This window comes from Kitasatospora sp. NPDC023118, assembly GCF_055560875.1.
The window spans coordinates 115,980-134,703 of the sequence record NZ_JBVHHW010000018.1; the positions used below are offsets into that span (position 1 = coordinate 115,980).

Annotated in this window: 17 protein-coding genes and 1 pseudogene; 3 read left to right on the forward strand and 15 right to left on the reverse strand. The window is 68.6% G+C overall.

Annotated features, from left to right (window positions below; genetic code table 11):
- Window positions 1-2: 2 nt before the first annotated feature.
- Window positions 3-893: a hypothetical protein gene (locus ACZ3UD_RS23790; RefSeq protein ID WP_465591060.1), complete on the reverse strand. Its 891-nt coding sequence runs from the start codon at window positions 891-893 to the stop codon at window positions 3-5.
- Between the two features lie 227 nt (window positions 894-1,120).
- Here ACZ3UD_RS23790 and ACZ3UD_RS23795 point away from each other — a divergent pair, with 227 nt between their 5' ends.
- Window positions 1,121-1,927: a hypothetical protein gene (locus ACZ3UD_RS23795; protein WP_465591063.1), complete on the forward strand. Its 807-nt coding sequence runs from the start codon at window positions 1,121-1,123 to the stop codon at window positions 1,925-1,927.
- Window positions 1,928-1,994: 67 nt separating this feature from the next.
- Here ACZ3UD_RS23795 and ACZ3UD_RS23800 read toward each other — a convergent pair whose 3' ends face one another.
- The 6 genes from ACZ3UD_RS23800 to ACZ3UD_RS23825 all read right to left on the reverse strand — a co-directional run bounded on the left by ACZ3UD_RS23800 (window position 1,995) and on the right by ACZ3UD_RS23825 (window position 9,822).
- Window positions 1,995-2,597, reverse strand: coding sequence for a hypothetical protein (locus tag ACZ3UD_RS23800; RefSeq protein WP_465591066.1), 603 nt, complete (start codon window positions 2,595-2,597; stop codon window positions 1,995-1,997).
- Window positions 2,598-2,601: 4 nt separating this feature from the next.
- Window positions 2,602-3,765 (reverse strand): nitric oxide synthase oxygenase, encoded by a 1,164-nt coding sequence (locus ACZ3UD_RS23805; protein ID WP_465591069.1) that lies wholly within the window; start codon window positions 3,763-3,765, stop codon window positions 2,602-2,604.
- 476 nt (window positions 3,766-4,241) lie between these two features.
- Window positions 4,242-6,338, reverse strand: coding sequence for a SpoIIE family protein phosphatase (locus ACZ3UD_RS23810; protein WP_465591072.1), 2,097 nt, complete (start codon window positions 6,336-6,338; stop codon window positions 4,242-4,244).
- A gap of 297 nt (window positions 6,339-6,635) precedes the next feature.
- The gene (locus tag ACZ3UD_RS23815; protein WP_465591075.1) at window positions 6,636-7,052 is read right to left on the reverse strand and encodes a transposase; all 417 of its coding nucleotides are present in this window, start codon (window positions 7,050-7,052) and stop codon (window positions 6,636-6,638) included.
- A 291-nt stretch (window positions 7,053-7,343) separates the two neighbouring features.
- Window positions 7,344-9,344, reverse strand: coding sequence for a choice-of-anchor P family protein (locus tag ACZ3UD_RS23820; RefSeq protein ID WP_465591078.1), 2,001 nt, complete (start codon window positions 9,342-9,344; stop codon window positions 7,344-7,346).
- 151 nt (window positions 9,345-9,495) lie between these two features.
- Window positions 9,496-9,822, reverse strand: coding sequence for a hypothetical protein (locus tag ACZ3UD_RS23825; protein ID WP_465591081.1), 327 nt, complete (start codon window positions 9,820-9,822; stop codon window positions 9,496-9,498).
- A 797-nt stretch (window positions 9,823-10,619) separates the two neighbouring features.
- Here ACZ3UD_RS23825 and ACZ3UD_RS23830 point away from each other — a divergent pair.
- On the forward strand, window positions 10,620-11,156 hold the full coding sequence (locus tag ACZ3UD_RS23830) for a hypothetical protein (RefSeq protein WP_465591084.1): 537 nt from the start codon (window positions 10,620-10,622) through the stop codon (window positions 11,154-11,156).
- On the opposite strand, the gene ACZ3UD_RS23835 is transcribed toward ACZ3UD_RS23830, so the two are convergent.
- On the reverse strand, window positions 11,127-11,576 hold the full coding sequence (locus ACZ3UD_RS23835) for a hypothetical protein (protein WP_465591087.1): 450 nt from the start codon (window positions 11,574-11,576) through the stop codon (window positions 11,127-11,129). The two genes, ACZ3UD_RS23830 and ACZ3UD_RS23835, sit on opposite strands and share 30 nt — an antisense overlap.
- A gap of 419 nt (window positions 11,577-11,995) precedes the next feature.
- Here ACZ3UD_RS23835 and ACZ3UD_RS23840 point away from each other — a divergent pair, with 419 nt between their 5' ends.
- Complete coding sequence (locus ACZ3UD_RS23840; RefSeq protein WP_465591090.1) at window positions 11,996-13,330, forward strand: tyrosine-type recombinase/integrase; 1,335 nt, start codon at window positions 11,996-11,998, stop codon at window positions 13,328-13,330.
- Here the strand turns inward: ACZ3UD_RS23840 and ACZ3UD_RS23845 are convergent.
- The 7 genes and pseudogenes from ACZ3UD_RS23845 to ACZ3UD_RS23875 all read right to left on the reverse strand — a co-directional run.
- Window positions 13,326-13,775, reverse strand: a pseudogene (locus tag ACZ3UD_RS23845) (group II intron maturase-specific domain-containing protein); the annotation flags it as partial. The gene ACZ3UD_RS23840 and the pseudogene ACZ3UD_RS23845 sit on opposite strands and share 5 nt — an antisense overlap.
- Window positions 13,776-13,829: 54 nt before the next feature.
- Window positions 13,830-14,393 carry a group II intron maturase-specific domain-containing protein gene (locus tag ACZ3UD_RS23850; RefSeq protein ID WP_465591093.1) on the reverse strand — a complete coding sequence of 188 codons (564 nt, stop codon included), beginning with the start codon at window positions 14,391-14,393 and terminating at the stop codon, window positions 13,830-13,832.
- 71 nt (window positions 14,394-14,464) lie between these two features.
- Window positions 14,465-14,728, reverse strand: coding sequence for a group II intron maturase-specific domain-containing protein (locus ACZ3UD_RS23855; protein WP_465591096.1), 264 nt, complete (start codon window positions 14,726-14,728; stop codon window positions 14,465-14,467).
- A gap of 38 nt (window positions 14,729-14,766) precedes the next feature.
- Window positions 14,767-15,669 carry an IS3 family transposase gene (locus tag ACZ3UD_RS23860; RefSeq protein WP_465591099.1) on the reverse strand — a complete coding sequence of 301 codons (903 nt, stop codon included), beginning with the start codon at window positions 15,667-15,669 and terminating at the stop codon, window positions 14,767-14,769.
- A gap of 5 nt (window positions 15,670-15,674) precedes the next feature.
- The gene (locus ACZ3UD_RS23865; RefSeq protein WP_465591102.1) at window positions 15,675-15,965 is read right to left on the reverse strand and encodes a transposase; all 291 of its coding nucleotides are present in this window, start codon (window positions 15,963-15,965) and stop codon (window positions 15,675-15,677) included.
- Window positions 15,943-17,082, reverse strand: a complete 1,140-nt coding sequence (gene ltrA, locus ACZ3UD_RS23870; RefSeq protein WP_465591105.1) for a group II intron reverse transcriptase/maturase — start codon at window positions 17,080-17,082, stop codon at window positions 15,943-15,945. The genes ACZ3UD_RS23865 and ltrA overlap by 23 nt, the downstream gene beginning before the upstream one ends.
- Before the next feature lie 556 nt (window positions 17,083-17,638).
- Complete coding sequence (locus tag ACZ3UD_RS23875; protein WP_465591107.1) at window positions 17,639-18,517, reverse strand: reverse transcriptase domain-containing protein; 879 nt, start codon at window positions 18,515-18,517, stop codon at window positions 17,639-17,641.
- Between the last annotated feature and the right edge of the window lie 207 nt (window positions 18,518-18,724).

The following is an 18,724-nucleotide window of genomic DNA, read 5'->3' on the forward strand; positions in this document are numbered from 1 at the left end:
CATCACCTCGCTGCGGCGTTGGGTGGCGATCCGTTGCAGGAGGGGGAAGGGGACTTCCGGGCCGCCGAAGCCGTCGAGGAGGACGACGCAGCTGGCGGCCGATGTACTGCTCGAACAGGTAGCCCATCTCGATGGCGAAGCTGGGGGCCGAAGTGGTCGCGTCCGGCGTAGTAGATGCCGGCAGGTCCGGCTTTGCGGTGGACGAGCTGGGGCACCGGGCACAGGAGCCAGGTGTCCCCGTAGCCAGTGACGGCAGGTCTGCCGATCAGCGGGTTGTAGGTGAAGCGGCGCAGTTGCGGGCTGCGTGCGTGGGGGACAGCTTCGAGGCGCTTGTTCGTCTGGTGTTCGGCCCGTTTGAAGGCGGCTGTGTCGATGGCGAACTGGCGGTCGAGAACGCGCACGATGGTGTCCCGACTGGCGATGTCGCCGATTCCGGTGGCGTCCGCGGTGTCGAGGAAGGAGGGGTCGAAGCGGCCCTGGCAGACGAGGGCGCTCGCCCACAGCAGCTGCGCGGCTCCGACGAACTCGGTCAGCGAGCACCCGAACAGGTCCGCGTCCCAGCCCGGCAGCATGTGTCTGGGGGTGCGGTCGTCGGGGAACGGAGTGTGCAGGAACATGGCCGCGGTACGGGCCAGGGTGGCGAAGTCCGGCTCCTGCCAGGTGAGCTGCTCCCCGGCGGTGCGGAGAAGGAAGTCGCGTAGCCGGACCTCATTCTCCCCATTGCTGTGCAGGGTGGAGTCCATGAGGGTGGAGTAGGCGGCGAGGATTTCGAGCAGGTCCCGCTCGGTCGCGGCGTTGCGGTTGAACTCCGTGCCGTAGGTCAGGGCGACGCGGGCGGCGTCGGCCAGTGCCCATGGCGTGTACTTGCGGAAAGGGCTGCCGAGCCATGCCATGAGCGGCGACACCGCGCGCCGGGCGGAGCATGCCGTCTGATCAGTGGATGCAGGGCGGAGCCACGCTCGCGACGAGTGCGTAGAGCGCGGAGGTGAGGTTTCGCTGCTGCTGGAGGTCCGCAGCTTACGGCTCATTTCAGCGATCTTGTGAGGGGCAAGGATTTCCGGAGCCGACCGCGTAGCGTGGTTCCCGGCCCTTCCGACAGGACTCAGGCACAGGAGTACCGATGTCACCGTCCCGCCTCGCGCTCGCGGATCTCCCCGGTGTCTGGCGTCGAACCTTCGTCCGCGAGGCGGATGGCTCGACCGATCGCGTCACCGCCGTCAGTTGGGTGCAGGGGCCGGCGCTGTTCGGAGATCTGCGCTGCCCGCCCGGGCTGGACGCGCTGGTGGGACGGACGGCCCTGACCGATCTGGATCAGCCGCAACTCCTTGCGCTGTGCGGGCAGAAGGCGTTCGCCGGCACCTTGGAGCAGGATGGCGACACGTTCAGCTGGGTCCGCCGGATCGACCTGCACCCGCCGGCGCCGCTGCCCGACGCGGGCACCTTGCATTGGGATGGCGGGGGGCTGGTCGAAGAGGGCCTGCACGAGCCCTATCTCGAGCACTGGGAACCCGTCGAGCGGTCACGGGGGAACCCGGCGGCGGCCCTGCTCACCGATCCGGCGGAGGGCTGTGCGGGTGTGCTGGTCCGGGTCGGATCCTGGTTCTGCTACGCGCGGGACCGCTCGGTGCCGCTCCCCGCCTCCCAGGTCCCGCTCGTCGAGCAGGTCCTCGGCTGCACCCGCCACGCGGAGGCGGCCGCGCTGGTGGACTGCGAGGTGTCGATCGGCCGGATTCGTGCCGGTCGGTGGGAGATCGTCAACTCCACCCTGCCGCATCGCACGGGGGTCCAACTACAACCCGAGCTGAGCCAGGACGGGCACCGGGTGCGGATCCGCGACACCGATCCGCACGGCCGGGCCCGCCCGCGCAACTGGCAGATAGCTCAGTCCGAAGGCCCGACGCAGCTGCTGACGACCGGCGACGCCTGAGAGCGCCGGTGCCGGTACCCGGGCACCGCGGTGTCCACCCGAGTGGTGGGCACAGGGGTTGCCGGTGTCAGGGCGGGAGCAGTCCGAGGCCGGACGTGCCAGTGCGCCTGCGTAGCACGACCAGCAGGGTGCAGCAGAGCGTGAGCAGGTAGCAGGAGAAGGCGGCGGCGGTGAAGGTCCAGGCGGGTAACGTGATGAGAGTCAGCGCAGCACTGAGCGCCATGAGGGCGTAGACCGTACGGTCTTCGGTCTCGGGGTGGCGGTAGCACTTCACGACGGTTGGCACGGCGGCGCAGCCGTCGGCCAGGATGCTCAGGGCGAGCGCGGTGTCCGGGTCCACGGTGATCCACCACCCGACGAGGGCGGCCAGGGAGAGTGCCGCACAGCAGAGTTCGGCGGCACTCGGGCGGGTGCCGCGGAATCCCGGGCAGGTCAAGGCGCACAGGAACACCAGCAGCGGGCCGAGGCCCACGCTGAGAGTGGTGAGGGCGGGCAGGCCGACGTGGCGAGCGGCTTGGGCCGCGAACGCCACGCCCGGTGCGAGGGCCCACAGCAGCCAGGTGACGAGGTTCGGCCGTACCGATCCGCGCAGCGTTCGCAGCGCGTAGACGCCGCTGCCGCAGAGGTTGAGCACCGCCCCGGCCGGTACCACGAACCAGCCGAGCGTCACCGGCTCAGTCCTCGGCGGCGCCGGCGGGCCAAGGCGCAGGGTGGGGCGAGAAGTTGGGCCGCATCCTGGTCGGCTCGTAGCGGCGCTGCCAGACGGGGGTAGTCGAGCCGCTGGTCGCGGGCACGATGGCGGACCAGTCGGCCGGGCAGCCGCGGCCGCTCTTGTGCTCGCGTTCCTCGTGCCGCACGAACTGCTTGGTGGCGAAGTGGTGGTCGATGATGGACACTCCGGCCTGGTCGTAGGAGTGCAGGACCGCCGCGGTGAGTTCCAGCAGCGCCCGGTCCCGCCACAGGGTGCGGTCCCGCCCGGTGTCCAGGCCCATCCCCCGTGCAACCTTGGGAAGTTGGTCGTAGCGGTTGGTGTCCGAGAGGTTGCGGGCACCGATCTCAGTGCAGGTGTACCAGGCGCTGAACGGCGCGAGCGGATAGCGCAGCCCGCCCAGTTCCAGCACCTGGTCGGAGATGGTGGGAAAGGCGTGCCAACGCAAGCCCAGCCGTTCGAACCACAGGTGGTCGGGGTGACTGATCCGAACCTCGGGGACCGCATCCGGCGGCAGCTCGAACCACCGCGGTTCACGTCCCGGCCACTGGATAACCAGGGGCAGCACGTCGTACGGGGTGCCCCGGCCACGCCAGCCGAGCCGCAGAACGGCCTCGGTGAGCCGCACCGACTCGGGGTCACCCACGACGGACCCGTCGTGCTGCAAGTAACCGGCGTAGCGGATGAGCTGGCCGTTCCAGACCCGCGGGCCAGGTCGATCGGGCCGGCTTGGGGCGAACACGCTCAGCAGCAGCCGCACCTTGCCACCGTTCCAGGCCAACCGCAGGTGCTCCACGAGGGCTTCGAACAGGGCGTCTTCCCTGCCGCCGGCCCCTACCTCGCGGCAGTCCCGGACCTCCAGCCCCTTCCAGTAGAACTTGCCGATGCACTGCGGATTGTTGCGCCAGGCGATCCGGGCGCCCAGCAGCAGTTCCTGAGCACTCTGCTGGTAGGTCCCCGTCTCGGCCACCTCCTGCGCGATCTCCTTCACCCGCAGCTCTGCGGCATCGGCCATGAGGTGTCCCTCCGCCGCCAGTTGGCTCACCAGATCCTCAGCCTCGGCGGCCACCGACTCAGCGGGCAGCGCGAGGGAGGTGGACGGTGGTATGCACTGGTTCCTGCTCTGCACGGAAACCCCCTGTCAACTATGGCGAGACGAAGGAGAGTTAACTCGCACGAAACATCCGACCGCCTTCGAACGCTACCCCGGCGGAGGCGCGGCGCTAACCCTGCCGAGACGCCTTTGACGAAACCCATGCACACGCCCGCTAGCAACTGCCCCCTTCGACCGTCCGGGCGCTTTGGGGGTACCTCGCCGCACTTCCACTCCGTGCGGCAGTGGGTCAACCGCCGAGGGACAGCGTGCGCAGCGTGGTCGGGTCTACCGGCGGTGTGGGTGCAAGGACGGGACGGGGAAGCAGCTGGGGCCGTGGTGCCCGCGGCTGGCCGGGTGTTTTTATCGGGGTGAAGTGAAGTATTTGCCGAGAGCGGCCCAGCCGCCGGTGGCAAGACGACGCCAGACACCCCCACCCGCGCCGCGCGGACGCATCGGCGGCGGGCCCGCCTGTGGTGCCGCCGCCCCGGGCTACACGGCAGTGGTGGCAGCTATGGGTGCTCGGGGGCAGCTGTGAGGGGTTGGGCGCGGGCGATGAGGAGGGCGACGTCGTCGGGGTCGGCGGGTCGGCGGAGTTCGTGGAGGAGCCGGTCGCAGGTCTGTTCCAGGGAGGGGTCGGGTGTGTCGAGCAGGTGGAGGAGGGTTGCAAGGCGTTCGTCGATGGGGTGGTGGCGGGTTTCGACCAGGCCGTCGGTGTAGAGGACCAGCTGGTCGCCGGGGTCCAGGCGGAAGGTGGTGGTCTCGAAGGGGACCTGGCCGACTCCGAGCGGGGTGCCGGTGGGCAGGTCGAGGAGTTCGGGGTGCTTGCCGCTGCGTACGAGGACGGGGGGCAGGTGGCCGGAGGTGGCGATGTGACACTCGGCGCGGTGCGGGTCGTAGACGGCGTAGACGCAGGTGGCGATGTAGTGCTCCAGTCCTGATGTGATCTTGTCGAGGTGTTGGAGTACTTGGGAGGGGTCGAGGTCGAGGTCGGCGAAGGCGCTGGTGGCGGCGCGCAGGCGGCCCATGGTGGCGGCGGCATCGATGCCGCTGCCCATGACGTCGCCCACGACGAGTGCGGTCTTGTCGCCGTCGAGTGGGAGGACGTCGTACCAGTCGCCGCCGACCTCGTAGCTGGCCTGTGCGGGCCGGTAGCGGGAGGCGACCTGCAGGCCGGGAAGGTGGGGTGGGTGGTCCGGGAGCAGGCTGCGCTGAAGGACCTCGGCGGCGTTGCGCACGCTCTGGTGGGAGCGGGCGTTGTCGATGCACACGGCGGCGCGGGCGGCCAGTTCGGCGGCGAGGGCGAGGTCGTCCTCGTCGAAGGGCTCCGGGTTGCGGGCGCGGGTCAGGCCGAGGAAGCCCAGGATGTGGCCGCGGGCGGTGAGCGGGACCAGCAGGCAGGAGTGCACGCCGGCGCGTGCCAGCAAAGCGGCGGCATGCCCGTCGGGGGCGATGCGCGCCAGGTCGGTGGCGTCCGCCTGGGGGATCAGGATCGGGCGGCCGGTGCGCACGCACTGGGCGGCCAATCGGTCGGCGTCGTAGGCGGCGAGGTGGCCGGGCGGATCGGCCGCCTCGACGGCCTCGGTGGGGTAGGCGGCCCGCACCGCGAGGGCACGGAAGAGCACGGGGCTGTCCGCGGGAGCCGCGGAATGCTCGTCCAGGACGGAGTCGAGGACGTCGACCGCGACTACGTCGGCCATCTCGGGAACGGTGACCTCGGCCAGCTCCCGGGCCGTCTGCTCCACCTCCAGGGTGGTGCCGATCCGGGCCGTACCGTCAGCGATCACGGCCAGGCGCCGCCGGGCCCGAGCGGCCTCCATGGCCGCCTGGTACCGCTCGGTGACGTCCACCACCAGATCGGCCACCCCGAGGACACGCCCCTGGGGGTCCTCCAGCCGGTAGAATGAGAGCGACCACGCGCGCTCGTTGTCGGGGTCGCTGGGCGAGCGGCCGACGAGGGTGTACTGGTCGACCATGGGAACGCCCGTCTGGAGGACCTGCCGCATCGCCGCCTCGGGCTCGTCGAACTTCTCCGCGGCCATCACCTCGCGGTAGTGCCGGCCGAGATGGTCCTTCGCGGGGACGCCGTGCATCCGCTCCAGGGCCGGGTTGACGGCCACGTAGCGCAGCTCGGTGTCGAGGATCGCCAGCCCGATGGGGGACTGGGATATCAGCCGGGTGGACAACGCGAGGTCCCGCTCCACGTCGCGCAGCGTCGGCGAGTCGGTGGCGAGCCCGAGCGCGTAGACATCGCCGCGGTCGTCCAGCAGCCGCATGTTGCGCAGCTCCACCTCCCGCGTGCTGCCGTCCTTGTGCCGGATGGGGAACGCGCCGCTCCAGCTCCGGCCAGTCTCGATGACCTCGGCGAACGCCTTGAGCACCAGGTCCCAGTCCTGTTCGTGGACGAGCAGTGGCGCCGCGTACTGGCCGAGCGCCTCCTCGGCGGTGTAGCCGAACAGGTCCTCGGCCTGCGGGCTCCACAGGACGATCCGCCCGCTGGCGTCCAGCAGCACGGCGGCGACACCGAGCAGGTCCATCAGCCCGCTCGGCTGCGATGATCTTCCCTCCGGCTGACCAGTGTCAGCCGGACGCCCTCCGGCTGCGCCCACCGCAGGCGCTCCTTCCACTTGCCCGAAGAGGTTGGCTATCCCTCGCCCGAATCCGTCGCCGGTCCGCTTGTCTGGCCCCTGCTCCTTGTTATCGAGTCGCGTCGGGTGCTCCGGCTTCCATGGTCCCCCTGGATCCGGAGCTTTCACCCCGCGGACGACCCCGCCGTCGAGAACTGGGTCGCCGCCCATGCCCCGCACCATGCTGGCCGGCGACAGCGAACAGGTCATTGCTGAGGGCGGCCGTCTTGGCGGCGGTACGATCGCCACCGGCATCATCGAGGGCGCCTGCCGGCCTGCTCAGTTGGTTGACAACCCCAGATGACGCTGGGCGTCCTTGGAGAACCGCCCGCCGGGCGCGTTGGCCGCCTGGACCTTGACCATCGCCTCGACGTCGGCCTCCGCCAAGTGGGCCAGCAACGGCCCGGTGCCGTAGGCGGCGTCACCGTCGACCTCGCCCCTCTCCTCCTCGGCCCACTCGTTCGGGGCGGGCGGCTGGAGGACATCGGCCAGCAGTTCGGCGGCGGGCTCGGCGTCACCGACGTTGCCCGCGGTCACCTCGGTCGCGGTGATGACCTCGCTGTCGGGGTCCTCGGCCATGTGGCCCTTGTAGCCGTCGAAGGACCGGCGGATGGTCTTGTGGCCGCGCCGGGCCTCGGGATCGACGGTGGAGATGACCCTGTGGCGTGTGCGGTGTAGGAGACGGTTGCCTCGCACCTGGCGCGGAGCTTGAAAGTGAACGAGTTCGTGAATTCTGGAGGGAGTGGCGCGTCGAACTCGGCGGCGGTCAGAAACTGCTGGTTTCCGTGGGCGCGATCAGCGTCTCGCCGGCGGGTGAACCACGGTTCAGCCGCCGCCGACACAGCGGGCGGTGGCGTCTACCGGTGCGACGGCGTCGGTGGGCTCGAGCACCTGGCACTGACCTTCGTTGTTGAGGCCCCAGGCGCGGGCGGGGCCGCCCGACGTTCGCCGGGCGGCCCCTGGGAAGTGGTTGCGAATAGCAGCGGTTTAGCAGTTGCCGATATCGCTGCTGGACGAGCCGATCACGACGTTCAGCAACCCGAGTGCGTTGATGTGGACGGCGTTGACGGTCAGGCCCTGGTCGGCTCCGGTCACCGGCGTCTGCTCGTTGAATGTCAGGGTGACTCCGAGCACGGTGACGGTCGTGTTTGCGCCCGGATGCAGGTTCACGTTCACCGGGATGCCGCCGACTGTGACCGACCCGATGGTGACGCTACCAGTCGATCCGCTGCAGTTCGTCGTGGACGAGGACTGCACCAGGCCGATCTTGATCACCGGCACGCCCGTCACGCCGATGGTGGCGTCCTGCACCCCGGAGGTCGCGATCGAGGTGCCGGGATTGACGGATGTGACCACCTGCGCGCACAGTGCGTGGGCGCTGATCAGTCCGCCGATGCTGGCCACGCACGGCGGGCCGAAGGTTCCGGCGGACGCCGTCTGGATCGGACCGGTGTCGGGAATCGCGGCGATCGTGACCAGGCCGCTCGAGGAGAGGCCGAACGCCTCGCCGGTCATGTATTGGAACTTCAGGGTCGCGCTGGCCGAGGCCGGCAGGTAGTAGGCGTCACCGGCGAAGACCGCGGTGACCGGGACCGAGGTGCTGGACGCCGGCTGGTTGACGGAGGAGATGGTGCAGGAGGCGTTTCCGTTGCCGTCGGTCGTACCGGTGCAGGACTGGGCCGAGGCCCCGGAGCCGAGGGTGAAGGTGACCGTGCGGCCGGCGATCGCCGAGGTGCCGTCCTCGAGCAGCACGCCGGAGAGTGTGAGCGGCACACCGTTGGCGGCCTTGGACGGGCCGGTGTACCTCAGCGTGGTCTGCTCAAGGTTGACGGTATAGGTCGCGGTCGACGACGAGCCCAGGTCGGTCGCGCTGCCCGAGAAGGTTGCGGTCAGCGGATAGGAGCCGGCGGCTTCCCGCGGGGTGATCTGGCAGGACGCCGTTCCGCTCGCGTCGGTGACCGCCGAGCAGGACTCGGATCCGTTCAGCGTGAACACGATCGTCTGGCCGGCCGCCGGCCCGCCGTTGTCGGTCAGCACCGCGGACACGGTGCCCGGGTCGTTGTAGTCGCTGGTCGACGTTCCGGTGATGGCCAGCGACGACGGCCGTTTCTGCCAGACCACGGTCACGGTGTTCGAGGTGATCGTGCCCGCCGGGTTGGCGGTCGTCTCGATGGCGATGTCGGTACCGGGGCTCGCACCGGTATAGGAGAATGTCGCCACGCCGTTCACGTCGGTCGTCGCGGTCTCTGTCAGGCCCGCGTTGGGCCCTGACTGCACGGTGAAGGAGACGGTGGCGCCCTGCAGAGGGTCGCCGCAGGAGTTGGTGAGCGTGGCCCGGAATGAGGCCGTGGTCCCGACGTCGTCGGTCTGGGTCGATGGACCGAGTGTGAGAGACGCGCTCGGGCAGCGCGTGCCGAGCAGCGACCACTGCGCCGACTCGTTGGTGCCGGCCGGGCAGGCCGCCAGGTCGATCCCGCCGGTGTTGAGCACCTGCTTCGTGTCGAACAGCGCGTTCGTCACACCGCCGATCGTCACGTCGACCTCAGGGATCACTCCGTCCGGTGTGCAGTTCGTCGCCGCGCCGTTGACCCCGATGTCCGAGGTGTCGAATGCTCCACTGGTACCGCCGCATACCGCGGCGGCGGTGGGATTGGTCTGAGTGACGATCAATTGCTGCCCGGGCGGCAACACGGTGCCATGCGGCCAGATGTCGAAGGTACACGTGCTGACCTTCACGATCACCGAGTCGACGGTTTGCGCGATCGAGGTGTTGTTGACGACGCGCACCGCGCCCGCGTCGTAGGTGCAGCCGACGCAGCCGTCGAACGTCACCCCGGGCGAGCCCGCCCACGGCGTCGGGAAGTTGTTCGGGTTGGCGCGCGCGTTGTCGGCGTAGCCGACCTGCACCACGACGCCGGACGCGGCGGCGGCCGGTGCCGCGGAGACCGCCACGACCCCGGCGAGCGCGAGCGCGGCCGTCACGAGCACGGCCAGCCACCTGGGCATGGCCGTGCGGAATATTCGGATTTTGTGCATGAGTACCCCCCTGCACTGCGGCCCGAGCCGGCCCAAAGGCCGAAGGGGCCTGATAGTCCAACCCCGAAGCCGGAGCTGGCCCTTCATGACGTTAAAGAAACGATCACGAAACAAACAGGCGGGAGACGGGCGCATAAGAGCCCTGAGGTGGTGGACCGTCGAACAGAATGCTCCCGAAACGCTTCCCATGCACCCCGGCCGGGTCCGCCCCCAGGGCGGTGGGCACGGCGTGCAGGCCGAGGCGGGTGAACTCGGCGAGGTCGACCTCGTGCTCGTGCTCGTGGACGATCCGCCGCCACAGCAGGGTGGCCGGCACCGTGGTGCGGTGCACCCCGTTCGCGCCGGCCAGGTCGCCGGGCCGCTGGTCACAGCGCAGCACGGCCAGCACAATGCCGGCGATCTTCCCCGCGAGCACCGCGCATCCGAGCACACGGGCATGCTGGGGTCCGTGACCGATATCGCCACTCGGCCAGCCGCTGCCGGTCCACTCCAAGTCCCGGCCGCGGAGCCAGCGCTATCCGCCCCGCCCAGAGTCGTCAACGACCTCACCCGGGACCTGACCGGCGCCGCCGCCGCGGTGCGCGCGATGCCCGCGCGGAAGCGAGGCAATGACGTGATTATCTGGGGTTCTCCAGAGGATGCAGGCATGTGAGGGACCGCGTCCGCAACTCCGCGTGCCGTACTGATATCTGGGGGCTCGTCAGGTTAGTACGCCACGGGGCGTGCAGCCTTTTCGGTCGAAAAGTTTGGATCATCAGTTCGAAGAGTTTCGACCGAAACGTTTGACACGGGGTCTTAGTCCCCTTGACCTCTGACACGAGATCTTGACCGCTTGACAAATGATCTTGACGGTCAGCGGGTTTCTGCCACTTGATCTTGACCGGTGATGGGGAAGCGATGGCCCCAGTCTATCGTCGGCTGACGGTGGGCCAGCTCGCCTCTCCGTCGTCACGATCGCTGAGATCGGTGGCCTGACCGTGGCGCGATGTGCCACTGATTACCCGCCAGGTCGTGACGGTGGCGAGGAACGTGGCCTCGACCATTCGCGAGGCGCCCGGTGTCTCGCGTGACGGCGCAGGCCGAGCGCTCCCGGAGCTCCCGTCGCACGCCCGCTCACAACCGGTCGGCTCGCGAGCGGGCATCACCCTTTCAGCCGGTATATCCGTTTCGCGAAGGGGCCCTACCTTGGCGGTGGCACATCCCACTGGCATCTGTATGGCAGGCATCATGCCTGCACTGCGTACCGGCCTTACCGCTCTCACCGCCGCCGTGCTCATGGCCGCTACGACCGTGGTGACCCAGACCAGCGTCACCGCGGCTTCGGCGGCGCCTGTGGCGGTCCGAGGAATCGCCCACCTCAACACGGTGGTCGACCTGCCGCCCGGCGTGTGGACCGACACCCCGCTGGAGGTCACCCTTCCCCGGGCCGGGACCTACGAACTCGACGCGAATGTCCGCGGCCGTCTCGCGGGCGTTCCCCCGGTCAACACGTACATCACCGCTCGGCTGTGGGATGTCACGTCGAACACCGCCGTCGCGGAGAGCGAGCGGCTCGTCTACCAGGTCATCGACCTGAACCCCGGCAACGCCCAGGCCGGCGGCAACGCGACCGCACCGATCAGCGAGTTGATCCACGTGAACAGGCCGACCACGATCCGGCTGCAGGGCATCCGAACCGACGCGGTCGGAACGGCGGTCGTCGCCCAGATCTACGACGACAGCGCCGGCCACACGTCACTGCGCTACGAACGGGTCAGCCCCTGAGATTCGAACGGGAGGCCCGAGGAACGTCTGCCGCGTAAGGGCGTCTGAGGAGCATGGAGCTCCCGTGAGCCGTCCCCTGGAGAGCATCAGGCCAGGGGACGGAGCCCTGAGGCAGGAGTGATCCTGGCGTGATCTTCTCGCGGTCAAAGGTCCCGGTGCGACTGAATTCGAGTACATCCGCGGCCTGCTGACGGAGCCGGCCTGGGCGTCATCAACGTGGTGGCCGTGGATCACGGTGTAGCCGGGTTCGTGGCGCCGCAGCTGGTTCAGGTGCTCCTGGACCCGGTGCGGCAGCGCCCGGGCGAGCACCGGCGCGCGTTCCAGCAGCTCCGGGTCCTCCGCGCTGCGGTACTGGCCGATCAGGCCCGCGATCAGCGAGGAGGTCTCCTCGCGCTCGGAAACGGTCAGGGACAGGTCCATGCGTAGCTCCTTCGGGTTTCGCGCCCACGGCCGCCCGGCCGGGGCTGGCGGCAGTGAGGAACGGGAGTTGTGGTGCGCTGCCGGCCGGTGCCTCCGGGGTTGCGGGCAGCGGCTGTGCAGGTGGTTCTCGGGCAGAACGAGATCGACGGGACCGGCGAGAGGGCCGGGCTGAGGCCGAGGGGACTTCCGGTCGGCGGCCCCTCTTCCGAGCAGCGACCCCGTGCGGGCCGATGCTGCGCGATCAAGCTGCCCTACCCGCCGAACGTGCTCTGTGATCACCCTCGCGGCGTGTCGCCAGCGCGTGTCCCGATCAGTCGATCTTGCCCGTGCTCCACGCCCCGCCCGGCACGCTCTGCCGCCACACCCACCACTCCCGCAACTCTGGAACCGCCATCACCACTTGGCTCAAGGAGGAGCCCATGGCGCAGCGTCCCAAACGGGGCAGGGTGTATCGACGGTGCGGATGCAAGGACGGCAACAGCGGGAAGCAGTTGGGTTCGTGGTGTCCGCGGCTGGCCGCCGACACCGCGCACGGCCGGTGGACGTACGCGGTGGACCTGGCCCGGGAGGATGGCAAGCGCCGGACTCGGCGGCGGGGTGGGTTCGCCAGTCGGGCGGAGGCGGCCCGGGAGATGGCGCGGGTGCTGGATGCCGAGTACCGGGGCGTGTACGAGGACCGAACGCTGCGGGTGGGGTTGTTCCTGTACGAGTGGCTGGAGTCGAAGCGGCCGGCACTGGCCCTGAACACCTGGGCGGGCTATCGGGCGTGCATCGAGCGTGACCTGGTCCCGGCGTTCGGCGGCATGCTGCTCGTCGATCTGCGGCCCAGGCACATCGACGCCTGGGTGAGCGCCCAGCTCGCCGCCGGCCGCGGGCGCACCACCGTTCACCACGCGGTGGCCATGCTGCGCAACGCCCTGAACCACGCGGTGCGGACGTGGCGGCTGCGCTACAACCCGGCCCAGCACTCCGTACCCGCCAAGCCCCGCGCCGCCGTACGCGTCTGCTGGACCCCCGACCAGGCCGCGGCGTTCCTGCGGCACAGCGCCGAGCACTACGCCGATCGGCTCACGGACCTGTTCGAGGTCATGCTCGGCACCGGCATGCGGCGCGGCGAGGTCCTCGCCCTGCACTGGTCCGACGTGCACCTCATGGACCGCCAGCTCTACGTCCGCTGGACCCTGACCGCCGTGAACAACGGCAAGATCCACCTCGGCGAACCCAAAACCGAAGCCAGCCGCGCCTGGGTGAGCCTCTCCCCCAGAGTCATGGCCGCCCTCCACCGCCAGGCAGACCTGCAGATGGCTGCCCACCCCGACGGCCGTCTCGAAGGCCTGGTCTTCACCCGCCCGGACGGCGAGCCCCTGCGCCCGCAGTGGGTCCTTGACCAGCTCCGAAAGCGCACCGCCGAACTCGGCATCCCGCGGATCGGCCTGGTGAGTCGGCCCGGGGCGCGGTGCCGGGATTGCTCCCGGTCCGTTTCCCCGGACCGCTCTCCGAACCCGGCGTGCGACTCTCACCGCACCGGGCTCTCCACGGTTCCTGCCGTCAGGCGGGGTTCGCAGGAGGCCATGGGGACGGGATCTTGTTGCCCCGGTAGGTGTAGCGAGAGACCGTCACACCCTGGATCCGGAAGTACTCGACCCCGTCGGCCGCGACCCTCCATTGCCCGGAGGCGGCGAGGTGTCGGCGGATCTGTCCCCAGTTCCAGCCGTGACGCGCCCTCAGCATGTGGACCAGCCTCCACCAGGTGAAAGCGTCCAGTTTGCTGAAGGTCCATTTCGCCACAGCATGTCGGAAGTAGTTGGCCCATCCGCGCATGATCTGGGCAAGCCGGACCAGCACGGACGCGAAGTCCTGCTGCGATGTCTTGTGCGTCAGGGCACGGATCTTCGCCTTCAGCGTCCGGACGGGCCGGGCCGCGATGAAGGTGTAGACATACCACTTGTCCGTCCCCCTCTTGCGCTTCCACCGGATGCGGAAGCCGAGGAAGTCGAACCCGTCGCTCATGTGCACCACTTGGGTCTTGGCCGGTGACAGCCGCAACCCGAGCGGAGCCAATGCGACGGCGACATCTTCGCGTAGCGCTTCGGTGTGCTCGCGCTCACCGTGTACCAAGACGACGTAAGGTCGGCCCGGGGCGCGGTACTGGTGTTGCCACCAGCCCGTTTCCCCGGGCCCGCCTTCCGAACCGGACATGCACCTCTCAGCGCATCCGGCTCTCCACAAGCCCCGCGGGGTTCTGGACTCTCCTCATGCAGTGCTCGGCCATGGGGAAGGGATCGCTGCCCCTCGATATCGGTAGCGGGTCGTCCGCACCGAGCCGGGGTTGAACAGCGTGGCCTTCCCGTCGACGGGCCACCATCCTCCACCGCAGTACTGTCGGCGGAGGTCCTTCCAGTTGGTCCGGCGGTGCTTTCGCCGAAGCCATCCGAACACCTGACGCCATGTGAAAGCACGCAGATACTGGAAGGCCAGGCTCGACACGCCGGGCTTGAAGTAGGCGGTCCAGCCCCGCAGCAGCGGGTTGAGCTGATGCAGCAGGGCTTCGAGCGGCAGGTTGACGTCCTGCCAGCAGATCTTCTTCACCTTCGCGGCGCACGACCTGACGGCCTTCCGCGCCGGGTATGTGTAGACGTAGTACTTGCTGGTGCCCCGCTTCCGGTGGCGCTGGATGCGCCAGCCGAGGAAGTCGAGGCCGTCATCGATGTGGACCACCCTCGTCTTGTCCAGCGCGAGCCGAACCCCGAGCGTGGACAGCACCTCCGCCACCTCGTCGAGGAGAGCTTCGGCGTGCGCCCTGGTGCCTGACACCATGATCGCGAGGAGAGTCGGCGGCGGGAATCGCACCCGCCGCCGCTCGCAGAACCGTGCGGGAGCCTCTCGGCTCACACGGCTCCCATCGTCCAGCCGTCAGGCTTGAGGCCGAACCGCCAGTGCGCGAACAGGTTCGGGTAGCGGCGGGCGGCGCCCGCCAGCAGTTCCCTCGCCCGCTTCTCGCGGCGGTGCAGTCGTTTGTACTTCCGGCAGGCCCAGCGCACCAGCAGGTCGTTGATGCGCCGGAGGAGGGGATACAACATGGACTTGTAGAAGCGCCCGTAGTAGTTGATCCAGCCCTGCACGGTGCTGTTGAACATCCGCGCAAGGTCCATCAGGGTGAAGTTCCACCCTGATCTTGGACAGCGGGTTCTTACGCTGCGGGGGTGAAGTCGTGCTGCAGCCTGGCTCGGGCTTCGAGGGGTGTGAGGTATCCGAACTCAGGGTGCTTGCGGAGCCTGGTGCGGTTGTATTCGACTTCGATGAAGTGGAATACGTCGGCTCGGGCGGCCTCGCGGCTCTCCCAGACGGTGGTGCCGATCTCCGCCTTCAGCAAGCCGAAGAAGCTCTCGGCTGCGGCGTTATCGTAGCATATGCCGGTTCGTCCCATGCTCTGCCGCAGATTCAACTTCCTTATTTCCCTGCGGAATTCACGACTCGTAAACTCACTTCCGCGGTCGGTGTGCATGATGCAGTCGCTCTGCAGGCCGCCGCGGCCGGCGGCCATCTTCAGGGCGTCGGTGACCAGCTCGGCGCGGTGGTGGTCGGCCATCGCGTAGCCGACCACCTCGCGGGTTGCCAGGTCGATGACGGTGGCCAGGTACCACCAGCCCTCGATCGTGGGCAGATACGTGATGTCGCCGACGAGTTTCGTTCCGGGCCGCGTCGCGGTGAAATCGCGGCCCACCAGGTCCGGGGCCGGGGCGGCCTTGGAGTCCTGCTTCGTCAGGTGGCGGCGCTTGCGGCGGGTGACGCCTCGGATGTCGCGCTCACGCATGATCCGCTCCACCTTCTTCCGGTTGATCGCGTGGCCCTTGCGCCGCAGTGCGGCGTGCACGCGCGGGACGCCATAGGCTCCGCGCGAGGAGGCATGGATCTCCCTTATCTCCTCCGCCAGTTCCTCCTCTGCCCGTTGACGCACGGCTGCCGCCGGCCGACCGGCGAGCCAGGCGTAGAAGGTGGAGCGGTTGACGCCCATGACACGGCACATCAGGGCGATGCTGTAGCCGCCGGGGTTGTCCTCGGTGGCCTTCTCCGCATCGATGAAACGGCACACGGTGCCTACTTCATCGTCTCCTTCGCGAAGAAGGCGAGACCTTTTTTCAAGATCTCGATGGTCTGCTGCTGTTCCCGGTCCCTCTTGCGCAGTCGCACGAGCTCCTCCCGCTCGGCCGTCGTGAGCGCGCCCGTGGAGCCGTCCCCTTCGTCGATCTTCGCCTGCTTGACCCAGCCCCGCAGGCCCTCGGGGCTGACCCCCAGCTCCCGGGCGATCTCGGTGACGTTCCGATGCGGCGAGGACCGTACCAGCGCGATCGCGTCCCGCTTGAACTCAGCCGTGTACCGCTTGCTCATGTTGCTCTTGCCACTCACTACCTGGACTGCTTCCTCCGGGACCATCCGTCCCAGTATCAGGCTGTCCAAGATCAGGGTGGAACTTCAGGGACTTGTCACTGCGGCAGGCGATGCGCCAGGAACGGATCTCCTTGCCTATCGCCTTGATCGCCTCCTTGCTGACCGCGGGCAGGAAGTTCACGAAGTGCTTCCCGAACCGGTTCTTGGCCAGCCTGGGCCGGAACGTGTACCCGAGGAACGTGAACGACGTGTGCTCATATGAGCCGCGCCGGTCGGCGTCCTTGCAGTACACGATGCGCGTCTTGTCCGGATGCAGTTCCAGACCGACCTGCGCCAACCGTTGCGCGAGGGCGTCCCGCACCCGGCGGGCCAGCCTCTCGCTGCCACAGTGGATCACCGCATCATCGCAGTAGCGCTCGAACGTGACCTGCGGGAACTCCCGCGCCAGCCACACATCGAACGCGTAGTGCAGATACAGGTTCGCCAGCACAGGCGAGATCGCCGACCCCTGCGGAGTCCCCCGATCCCGCCGCGCCAAGGTCCCGTCCGCCAACGCCAGCGGTGCGACCAGCCACCGCTTGACGTAGAGCAGGACCCACTTTCCGTCCGTATCGACGTGCCGCTCGACCGCCTTGAGCATCAGCTCGTGGTCCACGCTGTCGAAGAACGCCCGGATGTCCAGATCGACCACCCAGTCGCTTCTCCAGCAGCGCTGCCGACACGTCTCCACCGCGTCCAACGCCGACCGCCTGGGCCGGTAGCCGTAGGAGTCGGGGTGGAACACAGGCTCCACCCGCCGCTCCAGATACATCGCGGCCACCGTCTGGGCGATCCGGTCGGCCACGGTGGGCACCCCGAGCACGCGGACACCTCGCCCGCCCGCCTTGGGGATCTCCACGGCCTTCACCGCCGGAGGGAAGTACGAGCCGGACGACATGCGGTTCCACAGCTTGAACAGGTTCTTGCTCAGGTCCTGCTCGTACTGCTCGATCGTCCCGCCGTCCGCCCCGGGTGCACCCTTGTTGGCTTTGACCCTTTGAAACGCCTGCCACACCATCCACTTGGGGATGTCAAACGACTTGCTCGTGACCTCGGCCTGCGGCCTCGATCCGTTCACCTGGCTCCTCCCGGGAACTCCGGTTGACCACCGAACAAGACCAGGACGACCCGCCCCCTTCGCTCCACCCCCATTACAGGGGCTTCTCCACTACTACGAGGCGGTCCGTCCCCCTGCCGCGCGTCGGTACTCTGCCCCTTGCAGTTTCAGCTGCTTGGGGTTCTCCCTTGACGCCGACGGGCCGTCAACACGGCCGCCGGCAGCATCGCGGCGAGGGGTTCCCACGTTCCGCACCGGCGCCTGAGCCGAGCTCGCGCCACCTTCATGCCGGGCACCACCTGGCCAGGAATACAGGAACCCGCCAGACTCATCCCGGGGCAACAACTGGACCCCGGTTTCGGTAGCCGTCCATACGCTTTCGACACTTCGGCAGTGGTTCACTCGCGTTCGCCTTCTCGGCTCGCACCTGACGCATCGAGTGCGCCTTGTCCGCAGTGCTCACCACCCCGGCTCATTCACCGGAGCAGCCTGCGGTGGTTTGAGACCTCCCCCTGCGTGGGCGGTCCCGGAGGGCCTGCCTCCATCACCAGTGCAGCACCACATCAGCAGCTTCCGTCTACACCGAAACCTCCTGATGTGTTCGTGGCGCACAGTCGTCCGCATACCGGATCAGCCGGATGTTGGCGAGCCCGTGACGGCGTCGCTTGGCTCGCTCGACGCGGTCCTTCCATTGCTCGGCGAAATGATCGTCGAGAGCGGTCAGAGCCACGTTGGCCAGCAGCGGTGAGAGGATGCCCCCTTGCGGGGTGCCGGAGTCGGTGTCCCTCAACTGCCCAGCCTCACTGAGGATCCCGGCCTTGAGGAACGCCTTGACCAACGTGAGCACACGCTTGTCCTCGATCCGGTTCCGCACCCGGTCCATGAGCGCCGTGTGCGAGATCTCGTCGAAGCACGCCGCGATATCGGCTTCCAGCACCCACTCATACGAAGTAGACGCCAGCAGTCGCATCTCGGCGACAGCGTCGTGCGCACGCCGGTTCGGCCGGAAGCCATACGAGCACGGACGAAAGCCCGCCTCGAAAATCGGCTCCAGCACCAGCTTCAAGGACGCCTGGACCACCCGGTCCGCCACGGTCGGAATCCCCAGACGACGGAGCTTGCCGTTCGCCTTCGGGATCATCCGCTCCCGCACCGGCACCGGGCGGAAGCTGCGGTCTTTCAACTGCGACCGCAGCCGGTCGAGAAACACCTCGACCCCCTGCACGGCCTCCACGTAGTAGGCGGTCTGACCGTCCACTCCGGCCGTGCGCGCGCCCTTGTTCCCCCGCACCCGAGCCCACGCCACCAGAAGAAACGCGGGATCGGCCACGAGATTGAACAGGTCGTCAAACCTGCGATGGGGATCACCCATCGCCCATCGGTGCAGCTTGGTCTGGATACCCAGTACCCGGATCTCCGCCCCGAACAGAGCGTCGTCCAGCTCGCCGGTGTTCACCAGCGTCCTCCCGGCATTCCAGTGCCCTCCCTGCAGACTTGCTGGCCCCCTTCGCCATGTGGACGGCTTTCCCGCCCTCGAACTACTACGGGGCCTCCGCCCCGCCCCACGGTCGACAGTCGGCAACGGACCTGCCCTCCGCCGGCCTGGCTGGCCGGCGGGACGGGCGACCAGGGACGGTTCCCACGTTCACCACACAACCGATCG

Coding starts and splice junctions, on each gene's coding strand:
- ACZ3UD_RS23790 (WP_465591060.1), bottom strand. CDS start 893: ATGGCATGGCTCGGCAGCCCTTTCCGCAAGTACACGCCATGGGCACTG.
- ACZ3UD_RS23795 (WP_465591063.1), top strand. CDS start 1,121: ATGTCACCGTCCCGCCTCGCGCTCGCGGATCTCCCCGGTGTCTGGCGT.
- ACZ3UD_RS23830 (WP_465591084.1), top strand. CDS start 10,620: ATGCCTGCACTGCGTACCGGCCTTACCGCTCTCACCGCCGCCGTGCTC.
- ACZ3UD_RS23835 (WP_465591087.1), bottom strand. CDS start 11,576: ATGGACCTGTCCCTGACCGTTTCCGAGCGCGAGGAGACCTCCTCGCTG.
- ACZ3UD_RS23840 (WP_465591090.1), top strand. CDS start 11,996: ATGGCGCAGCGTCCCAAACGGGGCAGGGTGTATCGACGGTGCGGATGC.
- ACZ3UD_RS23850 (WP_465591093.1), bottom strand. CDS start 14,393: ATGGTGTCAGGCACCAGGGCGCACGCCGAAGCTCTCCTCGACGAGGTG.
- ACZ3UD_RS23855 (WP_465591096.1), bottom strand. CDS start 14,728: ATGGACCTTGCGCGGATGTTCAACAGCACCGTGCAGGGCTGGATCAAC.
- ACZ3UD_RS23865 (WP_465591102.1), bottom strand. CDS start 15,965: ATGAGCAAGCGGTACACGGCTGAGTTCAAGCGGGACGCGATCGCGCTG.